This is a genomic window from Pseudolysinimonas sp., from assembly GCF_031389465.1.
GTDB lineage: Bacteria > Actinomycetota > Actinomycetes > Actinomycetales > Microbacteriaceae > Pseudolysinimonas_A.
On the sequence record NZ_JANMSQ010000059.1, the window covers coordinates 1 to 14,020 of the forward strand.

The window sequence follows — 14,020 nt, forward strand, 5'->3', positions numbered from 1 at the left end:
AACGACCTCGCCCGGGCGGAACGGTTCCTCGCCGAAGTCGACTCGGCCGTGGTGATGGTGAACGCGAGCACGCGGTTCACCGACGGGGGCGAATTCGGGTTCGGCGCCGAGGTCGGAATTTCGACGCAGAAGCTGCACGCGCGCGGCCCGATGGGGCTGCCGGAGCTGACGAGCACCAAATGGCTCGTGCGTGGCGCCGGCCAAGTGCGCGGCTGACGCGTACGCCTCGCTAGCATGGGAGCCATGTCGCTCTTCACGTCGCTCCCGATCGAAGCCCATGAGGAGCTCGCCGAGTTGGTGCTGCCCACCTGGGCGTTCCCGGTGATTGCCGCAGCGATCTTCCTGCTGCTCGCCATCGTGACCTGGAGCTACCGCGACGTGTCCCACCGGCACAACGACAAGACCTCCGACGCCGGCAGCCACCAGGACGCACACCACTAGGGTCCCGACGGTGACCGAGGGCGCGACGCGTCGACCACGCGTCGGCGTCATGGGCGGTACTTTCGACCCCATCCACCACGGCCACCTCGTCGCCGCGAGCGAAGTTCAGCAGAGCTTCGACCTCGACGAAGTCGTGTTCGTGCCCACCGGGCAGCCGTGGATGAAAGAAGCCGTCTCGTCGGCGGAACGTCGCTACGAGATGACCGTCATCGCGACGGCGTCCAATCCACGGTTCTCAGTGAGCCGCGTCGACATCGAGCGCGGCGGCCCGACCTTCACGATCGACACCCTGCGCGACATCCGTCGAGACCGGCCGGATGCCGAGCTGTTCTTCATCTCGGGGGCTGACGCGGTGGCCCAAATTCTCGACTGGAAAGACGTCGCCGAGCTCTGGGAATTGGCGCATTTCGTCGCGGTTTCTCGCCCTGGGCATCCACTGAGTATTCGCGGATTACCGGAGCAGCGCGTAAGCTCCCTTGAGGTACCCGCACTGTCAATCTCTTCCACTGATTGTCGGCAGCGAGTCGGCCGGGGTTTCCCGGTGTGGTACCTGGTTCCCGATGGTGTCGTGCAGTACATCTCCAAGCACCACCTCTACCGGGTCCCCGCTATCGGAGATAGGGCATGACGACATATCAGGATCCGCCGCTGCAGTCGCGGCGCGCGGTCCGGCAGGGCGAGAGGGTCGATCCGTCGGCCCCGCCGTTCGCCCCGCCGCAGACCCCGCGCACTGCCGCGGGTGCTGGTGAGCCCCTGAGCTACGTCACCCAGAACCGTCCGCCGCTTCCCGGCTACGACAGTGCCCCGTCCCGCGGACGCCGCTCTTCGACGCCCGAGCCTCAGGCCCCGCAGGCCGCTCCCGAGCCACCGGCTCCGCAGTCGTTCCGCCCCCGTGACTTCAGCCCCGAAGCGCGCACCGCGCCTCCCGCGTGGGCTCCGGACTACGAGCGTGACAGTGGGGCGCTGGACCACCACACCCAGGCTCGTGCGCCGATGGCTCCGCTGGGCGGCGGGTCACTCGCCGCATCCCTCGCGAGCGAGCCGAGCGAACAGACTCTGACTCGACGCGAACTGCGCGCGATCCGTGACATCCATGGCATCACCGCCGTTCCGACCGACGCGACCCCGATCGTGGAGCAGCCGGCCGCTTACCTCCCGCAACCTGCCGCATACGTTCCGCCCGCTCCTGCCGCATACCAACCCCCGGCCGCTCCGTACCAGCCGGCCGTGCCGCCGCAGCCCCAACCGGCGCCGGTGTACCAGGCACCCCCCGTCGCGCAGGTCGCGCCGCCCGCCCCCGCGCCTTCGACGCAGCTCGACTCCGCTATGGCCGAGTTCGACGCCCTCTCTGGCTCGGCGGGCGTAGCCCCGTCGACATCCCGTCGCGACGGTCGCCGTGCCGCACCGAACGCCGACGTGGCGCCCGAGGACGGTCTCGGCGCCTTCGACGCGATGTTCGCGCCGCCGGTAGCCCAGGCTCCCGCGCAGCAGGTGCCGCAACAGCAGGTTCCGCAACAGCAGATGCCGCAACAGCAGATGATGCCGCAGCTCGCGCCGCCCGTGGCCGAGCAATACCCCGTCGTGCTTCCGCAGGCACCCGCGCCGACGACCGGCGAACGCCCCATCGGGCACTGGACCACTCAAGCCGACATCGACGATCGCACCCAGGTCAACGAATCCAAGATTTCGCGTCGGGTCGGATCGGGCGCGATCACGACGAGCGCCCTCGTGCTGCCGTCGATCCCCGGACACAACATGACGACCGGTGAGGTCATGCTCACCGACTCGATCAGCCTCCCGAGTGCTCTGTCGTCGACCGGCGCGCACTCGCCGATCGACGAGTCCGACATCGACCACCTGCTCGACCCGGGCGACCATCAGCTGGTCAATACCGACTCCGTGCCGATTCGCGCAATCAGGGCCGTGTCGAGCCACACCGGCACGCGCGGTCAGGTCATCGCGAACAGCAAGCCAACCCAGGGCAACCGTGCGCTCACCGCTCTGATCGTGTCGGCATCCGGCATGGTCGTCGTCGTCGTGACGCTGCTCGTCGTCGCCCTCGCAACGGAAGTCATCTGATCCTGAACACCGAAGGACACCGTGGCGGCCTCTGAACGCGCCCGCGAACTGCTGCGCATAGCGAGCGCCGCCGCCGACGAAAAACAGGCGGAAGACCTCGTCGCACTCGACGTGTCCGGGCCGCTTCCGCTCACCGACATCTTCCTGCTCGCCACCGGGCGCAACGAGCGCAACGTGATGTCGATCGCCGGCGAGATCGAAGACAAGCTCATCGAGGCGGGCGCCAAGCCGCTCCGTCGCGAGGGGAGGAGCGAGGGTCGCTGGGTGCTGCTCGACTTCGGCGACCTCGTCGTGCATGTCTTCCACGAGGAAGACCGCATGTACTACTCGCTCGAGCGGCTCTGGAAAGATTGCCCCGTCATCGCCCTCGACCTGCCAGCTCCGGCACCGCAGCAGTAGTCTCGGCGGTCACTGGGCAGCATCCAGGGTTTCCCCAAGGTGTGGTCGGTTGACTGGACGCATGCAGTGTCCTACCGACTCTTCCACCCTCGTTATGAGCGAGCGCAGCGGCATCGAGATCGACTATTGCCCGACGTGCCGCGGCGTCTGGCTCGATCGCGGCGAACTCGACAAGATCATCGACCGCTCGACCGCCTCTGCCGCCGACTCGCGCACCGACCGGCGTTACGAGGATGACCCGCGCAACGACCGGCGTCGGCGCGACGACGACGACGAGGGCGGCATCGCCGGGTTCCTCGGCAACCTCTTCGGCTGAACCCCGCTGGCGTAGTTCAGCCCGTTCGACCACGCATGAGCCACGGACGCAGCGCGCGGGTGACGAACGGCAGCGCCAGGTAGGTCATCACCGGCGTGACCAGCACGACCGCGACGAGCGCGCGTGCCCACAGCGGCCAGTCCGGGATGAACGCGCCGAGCAGCGCATTCGCCCCGAGACTCAGCGGGTAGAAGACCAGGAAGATCGCCACCATCTGCTTCCAGCGCGGCGGCGCCGGGGGAGCCGAGCTAATAACCTCCACCGACGCGGGTGTATCGAACCAGCCCTCGATGCCGGTGCGGCGCACCTGCGTGCCATCTTCGACGAGCCCCTGAGCGGATGCCACCCACCAAGCCCGCTCGGGTGACCGCTCCCACGTCGCGAGGCTCTCGGCATCCACGAACCGGAACAGCATGTGCCACTCGGTGCTCGTCGGGTCGGGACGGATCCAGCCCGAGCCGAGATACCCCGGGGATTCCGACAGCAGATACTCACCCGCGCGCGCCCACGCGGCAACCTCCTTCGCCCGCTCGGGGTCCACATGTCGCGTGATCGCGACGGTGATCGGCTCGCTCGTCATGCTTCCATCCTGGGGCTCCGGTGGGATTCGCGCGCGCACGCCGGTGTTGTAAGCTGATGCGGTTGTCCCGCTTGCGGGGCTACGGGTCTGTGGCGCAGCTGGTAGCGCACCTGCATGGCATGCAGGGGGTCAGGGGTTCGAGTCCCCTCAGATCCACCCATGTGATGAGTCGTGAACGACGACACCCTCAGATCCACCTTCAGGCTGATGCTGGAGCGACTGCGGGCGGGAACATGTGCGGAACCACAGGCAGGGTCATCACGGAAGCTCCCCCGGCGAGGGACACCACGTGTCGGTTGGTCCTGAGGTCGGTGGTGGTGAGGGGGTTGACGCCGGTGCCAGGGTTTCGTGCGAACTGGGCGAACGAGCCGCCGGCGACCAGCAGTCGGATCCGGGTTCCCGCACGGAAGCAATGTGCCGTGGGCAGAAGAGGGAATTCGATGACAGCGTCGGCGCGATCCCGTGGAAGCCGCTGATACCCCTCGGTCACGTTGTGAGACCTGCCCCGGAGGTCCACCTCTGATAGCCGGACGAAGAGGTCGGCGTCGGGTAGCTGCGTGTGATGCGCGAGCTTGACCTGCACCGTGCCGATCACCGTCAGATCCGCCTCGAGTGGGTCGCTCGTGAATGCGAGCACATCGCCTCGGGCGGCGAGCGCGGAGTCGTCCCGATAGCCGCCGCCCGGCAGGATTGGGCCGCCTATCGTCGGGGTCGGGTCGTGGGGGTCGTAAATGAACTCGAGCTCCGGCCCATCCGCTGGCACCACGTCCGCCGCGAGTCGTTCGGGATGTAGGTAGAGCCGCTGCTCGACTGATGCCGGGGGCCACGAGGGTAGCTCGAGCCAGCGGTCGGTTCCGGTGACGAACACCTTGATCGGCGACGGGCGGGCTGGCGCGTGACCCGCCAGTTTCTCGTCGAACCATGCGATCGCCTCTCGCGTCATGATCGGCGCAGCGACCGACGTGAAGCCGGTGTGCGTCCACGGGCCGACGGTCATCCCGACTTCGACCCCCCGCTCGCGCAGTCGTTCGTACTGAACGAAGGTTTGGCGCAGGAAGATGTCCTGCCACCCCGTGAGCAGCAGGACGGGCGTGGCCACTTTCTCGATCGCCTCCGAATGGCGCATGGGTCGCCAGTACGGATCCGAGATGTCGGGGGTACGGAGGCGCTGGCTAACCCAGGGGGCGGTTTCGCGAAAGTGTTCCTCGGCCGCATCCGCCAGAGGGAGCGAGTCCCGTACCGACCCGACCCGACGGTCGGATGTTGCCTGCGCGATGATGGCTGCGATGCCGGTCTTCGACTGGGAGGCGATCTGCTCGCTCCAGCCGATGAAGTCGAGGTTGAAGGTACCGGTGCCCCAGGTGTGCTCCGCGAAATCATGTGGCCCCACCTGGATGACGGAGGCGGCGAGATCCGCCGGCGGGTTGCTGAGAAGAGCCCATTGGGTATGACCGAGATAGGACCCGCCGACCGTTGCGAATCGTCCCGGGTACCAGGATTGCTCTCGCATCCAGACGACGACATCCTGGCCGTCGGATGCCTCCGTCCGCATCGGGTCGAAGTCACCGCCCGAGTCGGCGGTGCCGCGGCTGCTGGCGAAAAGCACCCCATAGCCCTGACCCGCGTAGACCTTCGCAAAGATCAGGGACATGATCGCTCCCCGGCCATAGGGCCCGCGCACCAGGAGCACCCCCTTGGCCGGTCCCGCAGGCAGGTACAGGTCGGCGCCGAGTTCAACCCCATCAGACAAAGGGATGCGCACCGTCTGTTTGGCGTATCGGCCGGGCTTGGGCAATCCCATCAGGCGCCCGATGACCTTGTCGATGGGAGATCGGCTGAATCCGTTGGTAGGCATCATCGCTCCGGTGGCTATTGAACTCGACGGGCGCCGACGACTCCGCCGTCGACGAGAAGATCCGTGCCGGTGATGAAACTGGAGGTTGGATCGAGCAGGAATGCAACGGCCGCGGCAATGTCCGAGGATGTGCCGATCCGTCCCGTGCCGGAACCTGCGATCATGGCCTCCATCACGTCGCCGTGATCGCTGGCGAGCTCCTGACGGCCCATCGGGGTGGATATCACCCCTGGGCTGACCGAGTTGATTCTGGCTGAGCGGGCCCCCCAGGCAACACTCTCGGCCTGCACGCGTACCTGATTGGCGCGCTTCGCGAAGGCGTACGCAGCGCTGGGGTCGGAAAGTGCCGTCACAGCGTCCAGCGCCTTGAGACTGTCTGCGGGAACTACGGCGAGCTGGTCTTCGATCTCGTCGGAGATGTCGACGCTGTGCCCGGCCATGCTCGAGATGACGACTCCCGCTCCGCCCGGCGCAATGGCCGCCCCGAAGATCTCGAGTACAAGCGCGACGCCGACCAGGTCGACGTCGATAATCGCCTGGGTGGGCGCCTGGTTCGGCGAGAGTCCCGCGGTGTGGACCACCTGAACGATGGGACCGAGTTTCTCGGCAGCGACGGCGAGGTCAGCCACGGACTCTCGTGACGAGACATCGACGGTGAGCGCTGTCACGTCGAATCCTTCGTCGCGAAGGCTTTCGCTGGCGAAGTCGAGTGCTCCCTGGCTGAAGTCGGCGAGCACGAGGCGTTTGCCTGACCCCTGGCGCCGCGCGATCGTCTGGCCCATTCCTCCCACGCCGATCACCACGACGACCTCGCGGTGGTGCTCCGTCACCGGCACATCCGCGACCGGCTCGACAGGGTCATCGTGGATCACCCCGCCGTTGGCGGTGATGACCATCTGATCGACGGTCTCCTGCGCGAGCCTTCCCTTGCTCAGGCTCACGAGGCGTTGAAGGGAGAGCAGCCGCACGGTGCGCAACACGCTCTCATCCATTCCGCCGTCGGCGAGCATGCGGCGAAGGAGGGCGCCTCCGAGCGGGTGCTTGAGCCATTCGCTCACTGATGACTTGGCCGAAAGTGGCTTGGCAGCGGACATACGCATCCTCCTGGGACATAGCGTGGCTGAGTTGACGGTTTCGAACCGCTCCGTCTCGTAACTACACTACGCCATCAGCGGCTATTCGCGCGACAGCCCTCCATCGATCAGTCCCGCGAGGACGGCGGCCGATCCCTCAGGGAGGGGCCGGTTGGTCAGGAGTGCGTAGATGATGGCACCGGTTATCGCAGCGACAGTGATCCGGGCCGTCTCTGCCGATACCGGTTTCGCTTGCCGCACCCTCGCGATCAGCGCCTGCTCTGCGCGACCCGAGAGACTCGCGAACAGGTTCTCGGCAACACTGCTGTCTTCTGCGGCGGCAGCGACAAGGCCCCGCAGCAGTCCTGCTGTGGGCTGCGAATTGGAGCGTGCGATCGCATCTTCCAGCCAGCTCTCGAGGTCTGCCTGAAGGTCGCCCGTGTCGGGCACACCGGCGTCGGCGACCAACGTGTCGTCGTGGGTCACATACTCAGCGACGAGGGCCGACTTGGATCCCCACCATCGGTATATCGTTTGTTTTCCGACTCCGGCAAGAGCGGCGACTCCCTCAATAGTGAGTCGATCGTACCCACGCTCAACAAGAAGCTGGCGCGTCGCGGCGAGAATGGCCTCGCGAGCGCCTTCGCTGCGAGACCTGCCCCCCTTGTTCTGCGACATCTGACCAGACTAGTGTCGGCGACGCTTGAATTTGAGGCCACGGCGACGCTCGAAAACTAGGCCAATCAGACCGATTGGATGGGTGATTTCGGTGGAAGATGGGCGTCGAGTCAAACGGGCACCGGCGTCGCCTCGGGACGGCTCGCAGTCGTGGCTGGAGCGGTCGCGGTTTGGGCGGGTAGTCGAAGTCGCTTCAGCAATAGGGCGTTGACGGCGACGATCACGCTCGAGCCAGACATCGAGATGGCGGCGATCTCCGGGCTGAGCATGAGGCCCAACGAGGGGTAGAACACGCCGGCGGCGATCGGCAGGGCGATCACGTTGTAGCCGATGGCCCAGCCCAGGTTCTGGCGCATCTTGCGCACCGTGCCCGTGCCGATCCGCAGCGCGACCGCGACATCCAGCGGGTCCGAGCGCATCAGCACCACGTCGGCGGTCTCGATGGCGACATCTGTGCCTGCGCCGATCGCGATACCGAGGTCAGCCTGTGCGAGGGCGGGCGCGTCGTTGACGCCGTCGCCGACCATCGCGACCTTCTTGCCCGAGCGTTGCAGTTCGGCGATCTTGGCGGACTTGTCCTGCGGGAGGACCTCGGCGATGACGGTGTCGATGCCCAGCAGGGAGGCAATGCGCTTGGCGGTGGGCTCGTTGTCACCGGTGAGCATGACGACCTCGATACCGGACTCGTGCAAGGCAGCAATTGATGCCGCCGCGGTTTCTCGTGGCGCGTCGGCCAGAGCGATCACCCCGGCTGCTGTGCCGTCGACGGCGAAGGCGATCGCCGTACGGCCCGTGGCGGCAAGGTCGTTCTGCGCCGTTGAAATCGTGCTGATGTCGATTCCCTCCTCGGCCATCAGCCGGGCGTTGCCCATCACGACGCGGCGTCCGTCTACCGTCGCGACTGCCCCGAGGCCGGTGATGTTGCGAAACGCGGTGGCGGTGAGCCGCGGGACCTTGTGCGCGTCGGCATAGGCGACGACCGCTTTAGCCAGGGGATGCTCGGACTCGCGTTCCGCGGCGGCGGCCAATGACAACAGTTCGATGCCGTCCATCCCGATCGGCAGGTAGTCGGTGACCTCGGGTTCGCCCTTGGTCAGGGTGCCGGTCTTGTCCAGGACGACGGTGTCGATATTCGCGGCGGATTCCAGCGCGCTGGCATTCTTGAACAGCACACCTCGTTGGGCACCGAGGCCGGTGCCGACCATGATCGCGGTGGGAGTGGCGAGGCCCAGAGCGTCGGGGCAGGTGATGACCACGACCGTAATGGCGAACAGGATCGCGGTCGGCACCGAGGCGCCCGTCAGCCACCAGGTCAGGAAGGTCGCGCTTCCGCCGATCAGAGCGACCAACACCAGCCAGAACGCTGCTCGGTCTGCGAGGCGCTGTCCGGGCGCTTTGGAGTTCTGCGCCTCCTGCACCAGGGCCACGATCTGCGCCAGCGCGGTATCAGCCCCGACCTTCGTGGCCCGCACTCGCAACGTGCCGATGGTGTTCACGGTCGCGCCGATCACTGCGGAGCCGACCGTCTTGACCACCGGCAGACTCTCGCCGGTCACCATCGACTCGTCGATCTCCGAGTCGCCCTCCTCGACCGTGCCGTCGGTGGGGACCTTCGCCCCGGGGCGGACCAGCATCAGGTCTCCGGGCACGACTTCAGCGGTGGGCACCTCGACCTCTTCCCCGTCGCGGAGCACGACCGCCCTCGCCGGGGCGAGTTCCAGCAGGGTGCGGATGGCATCATTCGCGCCGCCGCGGGCGCGCATCTCGACCCAGTGGCCGAGCAGCACGAAGCTGGCCAGCACGGTCGCGGCCTCGTAGAACACCTCGCCGCCACCGGTGAGGGTGACGACGACGCTGTAGAGCCAGCCGGAGCCCACGCCGACGGCGACCAGCACCATCATGTCCAGGGTCCGTGCCCGCAGAGCCCGGAAGGCGCCGTCGAAGAAGATCCACGCCGCGTAGAAAATCACCGGAAGCGACAGGATCAAGGAGAAGACGTCATCCCGCAACCCGAACGGGGCGGGAACGGTGAAGCCGAACACCTCGCGCCCGATCGGCGACCACAGGATGATCGGCACGGAGAGGATCGCGGCGACCAGGAATCGGTTGCGCATGTCGCGGATCATCGACGTCATCGACATGCCGGCGTGGCTGCCGCCGTGGCCCATCACATCCTGGCTGCTGCGGGCCGGGGTGGTGTGGTCGGCATGGCCTGAGCCGCCGGAGTGGCCAACCGCCGGGTGGTCGGCTGCGGCTGGCGTGTGGTCGTGCGCTTCATGCCCCGTCATGGAGGCGTGATCCTGATGCATGTGATGGTTGCCGGGTTGCGCTTCGTGAGAGTCGTGGACGGGATCACAGATGTGGTTCGGGACCGACTGACCGGCGCAGTGGTACCCGCACTCGATGATCCACTCGCGCACGTGAGCCGGGGAGGTCAGGTCGGGGTCGTAGGAGACGTTCGCCGTCTGGGCGACCGGGTTCGCCTCCACGGTGATGACGCCCGGCTGACGGAGGAGGGTCGCCTCGACGATGGACTTCGAGGACGCCCAGTGCACGCCGACGACTTCCAGGACAACGGTTCGGGTGTTCATGGTTTCGGCTTCTCTCTTGGTGGCGGTTGTCAGGTGGTCTGGTAGCCGAGGAGGGTCATCATCCCGGCCTCTGCGTGGTAGATGTTGTGGCAGTGCGCCGCCCAGAGTCCCGGGTTGTCGGCGTCGAACTCGACGGTTACGGATTGGCGCGGCAAGACGATCGAGGTGTCCTTCCGTGGTCCAGACCCGGAATGCTGGTAGGTGTGCCCGTGCAGGTGGAACGGATGCCACATCTGAGTCGTATTCTCGATGCGCAGTCGCACCCGTTCGCCCTGCGTCACCCCGAGTGCGCCGGCCAGCGGGTCGGCCGGATCGAACCGGCGGCCGTTGATCGCCCAGTCGTAGGCCATCATCGAACCGGACAGGGTCGCCGTCAGCTCACGGTCGATGGCGCGCGTCGAGAGCACGACACTCGGGTCCGCGGTGAGTGCGACGGCGGTGAGGACCGACCCGGTCAGCTCGGCGACGGTCGCCGACGCGCGCGGAGGATCGCCCGATCCGGTGCGAACGATCGCCAGCGCCGTCCCGCCCTTCCCCTCCGCCGCCGCGACGAACGGGAACGCGCCATCACCGAGCGTGACCAGGGCGTCGTAGCGTTCGCCCATGCCGATCAGGATCGCGTCGGTCTCCACGGGGTTCACCGGGAATCCGTCGCTGTGGGTGACGGTGAGCCGGTGACCGCCCAAAGCCACCCGGAAGGCCGTATCGCTGCCCGCGTTGATGATTCTGATTCGCACCCGCCGTCCGGGCGCACTGGTGAACGTGTCCGGATCGGCGGGTGGGCGGCCGTTGATGAGGTAGTGCGGGTAGAACACGTCGCCGGCATCCCCGCCGAGCAGATCCGAGCGGGCCCCCATCATCATGTGGCCGCCCGTACCGCCGTCGCCCATCATCCCGGCCATGCCGGCGCGCAGTTCCTCGAGCACCTCGTCGGGTGTTCCGGTCACGCCGTCGAGCCAGTCGTCGAGGATGACCACCCACTCGTCGTCGTAGATCAGAGGTTCGTTCGGGTCCTCGACGATGAGAGCCCCGTACAGGCCGCGGTCCAGTTGCGGGCCGACGTGCGGATGGAACCAGTAGGTTCCCGGATGCGCGGCAACGAACTCATACCTGAAGTTCTCCCCAGCGCCAATGGGCGCCTGGGTCGTACCAGGGATCCCGTCCATGTCGTTGCGCAACGCCAGGCCGTGCCAGTGCACGGAGGTTTCGGCCGGGAGCTGATTGCGCACGTTGGCGCGCAAGGTGTCGCCCGCCGCTAGCCGGATCGTGGGCGCGGGCACGGATCCGAAGCTCCAGGTGTCCGCCGTGGTGCCGGCGAAGTCGACCTGGGTTGGAGAGGCGACGAGGTCCACACTCGTGACTCGGCCGGTGCCTCCGCGGGCGACCTCCGCCTGTTGTACCGCGGCCCCGGTCGGGGAGACATAGCGGGGTGGTGTCGTGCACGAGGCCAGGGCGATCGCGGCGAGGGCGCCGGTGCCGACAACGAGGAAACCCCGCCTGGTTAGGTTTGCGTTGTGGATCTCGAAGTTCACGTCAGTCCTCCTTCCCTACAGTCGATGCTGATCCTGTGGTCCTTCGTGAGCGAGAGGCCAAGGTCCCACGCCTTTCACGCGCTTCAGCCGCGTACGTCAAGCACCGACCACGTCGTGCCGGCATCTTCGGTGAAGGCAACGCCCCGGTCGTCGGCGACATAGATGCGTGCCCCGTCGACAGCGACCGCTTGCGGCGTGCCGGTCACGGTCTGGCCGCGAGCCCAGTCCTGGCCGGGGCTGCGCGTCCACAACGTGCCGGTCGTGTCGATGCCGACGAGCGTGTTGTGGAGATCCGCGGCGACGAGGTACAGGGCTGGGGCAGCGGGATCGAGGGTGAAGCTCATCCCGTCGTCCTCGCTGATGGCCAACCCCTCCGGGGTCGTCGCGTAGAGCGTGGTGTCGACGACGAGGATGTCGCGGGCGACCAGTTCGGCGCCGTCGCTCCAGGTCAGTCCGCCATCCATACTGCGTTGGATTCGTGGCTTCGCCGGGTCGAGGCCGAACACGTGCGGGAGCCCGTCGACGGCGGTCATCACGGCAAGGCCGTGAAAGTCGGTCAGCCCGGTCAGGGAGACGTTGGTCCAGCTTTTTCCGAGGTCGGTGCTGGTGATCAGTCCGAGGTTCGGAGTGCCGAAGCTCACCGGAGTGGCTGGCCCCGGGTGCCCGGAGGCGTAGGCGGTGCCCTCGGCGATCGTGAACCCCATCGGATCGAAGTCGAGGCCGCCGAGAGGCCCGACCGCGGTGGTGGAACCGTCGGCATCGACCTGGAGTTGGTAGAGGCCCTCATGCGTGCCCACCAGCAGGCTGCCGTCCGGTTGACCGGCGACGAGTTCGTGGACGTGCGCGAGGCTCACCACAGGACTCACGGGGGTCGTCGCGGTCCCCGTCGTCGAGCAGCCGGAGAGAAGGACGGCAGCGGTCACGGTGGCGAAAGGTGCGATGGAGCGTACGCCCATGAGCAAGGTCCAATCTGAGTTCGACACGCCGTGATGGGGACGGCCTGGCGAGGTTGGGTGCGTGCTGCGGCCGACCAGAAAGAGTCGACCGCAGCACGCAGGAGAGGGCACCCTAGAGAGTGCCGAGGAGGTCTTGCATGGTGGCGATCTCGGCCGTCTGTCCGACGAGGATCTGTTGGGCAAGGTCGGCCACATCTGGGTTTTGACCGTTGTCGATCACGGACTGCGCCATCCGTACGGCGCCTTGGTGGTGACCGATCATTCCCTCGAGGAACAGGCGGGTCGCGTCGATCCCGGTTGCGGATTCGAGGGCGATCAGGTCCGCCTCCGACAACATCCCGTCGCCGTGGTCCATCCCGCCCATCCCCTGGGACGTGGAGTCGTCATAGGGGATGCCCCACTCCGCCAGCCACGATGTCATGGTCTCGATCTCGGGACCTTGGGCGTCCTTGATCTGTTGGGCAAGGTCGAGCACCCGCGGATCGACGCCGTCCGTGCCGAGGATGAGATCGGCCATCTGAATGGCTTGCAGGTGGTGGGGGATCATCCCGGTTACGAACATCTCATCGGCGGAGTTGAAGTCTCCGATGCCGGCTGAGGGGGTCGTCATGGGGGTGGCCCCGTGGTCCATACCGGGCATCCCGCCGCCTGTGCCGTTCTGGGCGCAGCCGGCCAGCAGCAGGGTCGTCGTGAGGAGCGCGCCGGAAGCCAGCGCAATAGTGCGAAATCGCATTGTGTTCGTCCTTTGGTATCAGTGGGAATTCGTGATTCGGTGCCCGGGCAGGGCGAGGCAGCCTCCCGGAAACCCGGGAAGACGGTGAGAATCAGGTCCGGCTGATGGAGAGGACGAGCAGGGAGGGCGGTCGCGGTCGCGGGAGTGCGCGAGGGACGTCCGCGATGAGGGCGGCCACACCCAGAGACATGCCGAAGCGGGCAAGCAGGGCGGGCGGCAGAACGATGATGACAGCGGCGAGCAACGCCAACGCGCAGACCATCATCAGGATCGAATGGTCGGGCATGTTTGCCGGCGCCCCGCAGTCGCCCATGCAGTGCCGGGCATCCCCGGCCATGTCCTCATTGGCGCCTGCGACCATCACCTGATCAAGATCCGCGGCGGAAAGGAGGGCGGGGGCGGATTCGATGTGCGCGCTGTTGGCGGTGAGGGTGTGCATCGCGAGGAGGCCCGCGATGAGTGCGACCGCAACTCCGAACAGGAAGAAGAGGCGGTGCATCGTCGAGCGTGTGCTCGCCAGCGAGCGGATCGTCTTCATGCGCCCACCCCCTTCACGCCCCAGGTTAGCTCCCTGGTTTCGTGCTCGTCGTTGATCATTGCGGGCAACGGGAGCGCGCGGAAGCGGCGCAGCCGAAGGCTGTTCGTCACGACGAACACCGAGGAGAGTGCCATCGCAGCTCCGGCGAGGATCGGGTTGAGCAGGGCGAGCATCGCCACGGGGATCGCGGCGACGTTGTAGCCGAAGGCCCAGAAGAGGTTCCCCTTGATCGTGGCGAGGGTGCGGCGG

General features: G+C 67.0%; 15 protein-coding genes, 1 tRNA gene and 2 pseudogenes. 7 read left to right on the forward strand and 11 right to left on the reverse strand.

What is annotated here, in order from left to right; all coding sequences use genetic code 11:
* The 6 genes and pseudogenes from RMO30_RS02255 to RMO30_RS02280 form a co-directional block, all read left to right on the forward strand.
* A pseudogene (locus tag RMO30_RS02255) lies at positions 1-216 on the forward strand (gamma-glutamyl-phosphate reductase); the annotation flags it as partial.
* Between the two features lie 27 nt (positions 217-243).
* Positions 244-441 carry a hypothetical protein gene (locus tag RMO30_RS02260; protein WP_309708954.1) on the forward strand — a complete coding sequence of 66 codons (198 nt, stop codon included), beginning with the start codon at positions 244-246 and terminating at the stop codon, positions 439-441.
* Between the two features lie 10 nt (positions 442-451).
* A complete protein-coding gene (gene nadD, locus RMO30_RS02265) occupies positions 452-1,069 on the forward strand; it encodes a nicotinate-nucleotide adenylyltransferase (RefSeq protein WP_309708956.1) in 618 nt (205 codons plus the stop codon).
* Positions 1,066-2,520, forward strand: coding sequence for a hypothetical protein (locus tag RMO30_RS02270; protein ID WP_309708959.1), 1,455 nt, complete (start codon positions 1,066-1,068; stop codon positions 2,518-2,520). The genes nadD and RMO30_RS02270 overlap by 4 nt, the downstream gene beginning before the upstream one ends.
* Before the next feature lie 21 nt (positions 2,521-2,541).
* Positions 2,542-2,919, forward strand: a complete 378-nt coding sequence (gene rsfS / locus RMO30_RS02275) for a ribosome silencing factor (protein WP_309708960.1) — start codon at positions 2,542-2,544, stop codon at positions 2,917-2,919.
* Positions 2,920-2,980: 61 nt separating this feature from the next.
* Positions 2,981-3,235, forward strand: a complete 255-nt coding sequence (locus RMO30_RS02280) for a zf-TFIIB domain-containing protein (protein ID WP_309708962.1) — start codon at positions 2,981-2,983, stop codon at positions 3,233-3,235.
* Positions 3,236-3,251: 16 nt separating this feature from the next.
* Here the strand turns inward: RMO30_RS02280 and RMO30_RS02285 are convergent, their stop codons facing one another.
* A complete protein-coding gene (locus RMO30_RS02285; RefSeq protein WP_309708965.1) occupies positions 3,252-3,815 on the reverse strand; it encodes an antibiotic biosynthesis monooxygenase in 564 nt (187 codons plus the stop codon).
* Positions 3,816-3,898: 83 nt separating this feature from the next.
* Here RMO30_RS02285 and RMO30_RS02290 point away from each other — a divergent pair.
* Positions 3,899-3,971: transfer RNA gene (locus RMO30_RS02290), tRNA-Ala, on the forward strand.
* A 43-nt stretch (positions 3,972-4,014) separates the two neighbouring features.
* Here RMO30_RS02290 and RMO30_RS02295 read toward each other — a convergent pair.
* The 10 genes and pseudogenes from RMO30_RS02295 to RMO30_RS02335 form a co-directional block, all read right to left on the reverse strand.
* Complete coding sequence (locus tag RMO30_RS02295; RefSeq protein ID WP_309708967.1) at positions 4,015-5,670, reverse strand: CocE/NonD family hydrolase; 1,656 nt, start codon at positions 5,668-5,670, stop codon at positions 4,015-4,017.
* Between the two features lie 14 nt (positions 5,671-5,684).
* Positions 5,685-6,764, reverse strand: a complete 1,080-nt coding sequence (locus RMO30_RS02300) for an SDR family oxidoreductase (RefSeq protein ID WP_309708969.1) — start codon at positions 6,762-6,764, stop codon at positions 5,685-5,687.
* A gap of 81 nt (positions 6,765-6,845) precedes the next feature.
* The gene (locus RMO30_RS02305) at positions 6,846-7,229 is read right to left on the reverse strand and encodes a TetR-like C-terminal domain-containing protein (RefSeq protein WP_309708972.1); all 384 of its coding nucleotides are present in this window, start codon (positions 7,227-7,229) and stop codon (positions 6,846-6,848) included.
* Between the two features lie 15 nt (positions 7,230-7,244).
* Positions 7,245-7,421: pseudogene (locus tag RMO30_RS13105) on the reverse strand (TetR/AcrR family transcriptional regulator); the annotation flags it as partial.
* Between the two features lie 110 nt (positions 7,422-7,531).
* Positions 7,532-10,012: a heavy metal translocating P-type ATPase gene (locus tag RMO30_RS02310; protein WP_309708975.1), complete on the reverse strand. Its 2,481-nt coding sequence runs from the start codon at positions 10,010-10,012 to the stop codon at positions 7,532-7,534.
* A 29-nt stretch (positions 10,013-10,041) separates the two neighbouring features.
* Complete coding sequence (locus tag RMO30_RS02315) at positions 10,042-11,544, reverse strand: multicopper oxidase family protein (RefSeq protein WP_309708978.1); 1,503 nt, start codon at positions 11,542-11,544, stop codon at positions 10,042-10,044.
* An 83-nt stretch (positions 11,545-11,627) separates the two neighbouring features.
* Positions 11,628-12,467, reverse strand: a complete 840-nt coding sequence (locus tag RMO30_RS02320; RefSeq protein ID WP_309708980.1) for a hypothetical protein — start codon at positions 12,465-12,467, stop codon at positions 11,628-11,630.
* 145 nt (positions 12,468-12,612) lie between these two features.
* Entirely contained in the window at positions 12,613-13,233 is a 621-nt protein-coding gene (locus RMO30_RS02325; protein ID WP_309708981.1) for a DUF305 domain-containing protein, read from the reverse strand.
* A 91-nt stretch (positions 13,234-13,324) separates the two neighbouring features.
* The gene (locus tag RMO30_RS02330; protein ID WP_309708983.1) at positions 13,325-13,771 is read right to left on the reverse strand and encodes a DUF6153 family protein; all 447 of its coding nucleotides are present in this window, start codon (positions 13,769-13,771) and stop codon (positions 13,325-13,327) included.
* Positions 13,768-14,020: hypothetical protein (locus tag RMO30_RS02335; RefSeq protein ID WP_309708985.1), on the reverse strand; the 253-nt coding region annotated here is incomplete at its 5' end. The genes RMO30_RS02330 and RMO30_RS02335, both read right to left, overlap by 4 nt.

What these genes read in the sequence shown, in the direction of transcription:
- RMO30_RS02285 (WP_309708965.1), bottom strand. Translation starts at nt 3,815, where the DNA reads ATGACGAGCGAGCCGATCACCGTCGCGATCACGCGACATGTGGACCCC.
- RMO30_RS02300 (WP_309708969.1), bottom strand. Translation starts at nt 6,764, where the DNA reads ATGTCCGCTGCCAAGCCACTTTCGGCCAAGTCATCAGTGAGCGAATGG.
- RMO30_RS02295 (WP_309708967.1), bottom strand. Translation starts at nt 5,670, where the DNA reads ATGCCTACCAACGGATTCAGCCGATCTCCCATCGACAAGGTCATCGGG.
- RMO30_RS02330 (WP_309708983.1), bottom strand. Translation starts at nt 13,771, where the DNA reads ATGAAGACGATCCGCTCGCTGGCGAGCACACGCTCGACGATGCACCGC.
- RMO30_RS02260 (WP_309708954.1), top strand. Translation starts at nt 244, where the DNA reads ATGTCGCTCTTCACGTCGCTCCCGATCGAAGCCCATGAGGAGCTCGCC.
- RMO30_RS02280 (WP_309708962.1), top strand. Translation starts at nt 2,981, where the DNA reads ATGCAGTGTCCTACCGACTCTTCCACCCTCGTTATGAGCGAGCGCAGC.
- RMO30_RS02325 (WP_309708981.1), bottom strand. Translation starts at nt 13,233, where the DNA reads ATGCGATTTCGCACTATTGCGCTGGCTTCCGGCGCGCTCCTCACGACG.
- RMO30_RS02310 (WP_309708975.1), bottom strand. Translation starts at nt 10,012, where the DNA reads ATGAACACCCGAACCGTTGTCCTGGAAGTCGTCGGCGTGCACTGGGCG.
- RMO30_RS02270 (WP_309708959.1), top strand. Translation starts at nt 1,066, where the DNA reads ATGACGACATATCAGGATCCGCCGCTGCAGTCGCGGCGCGCGGTCCGG.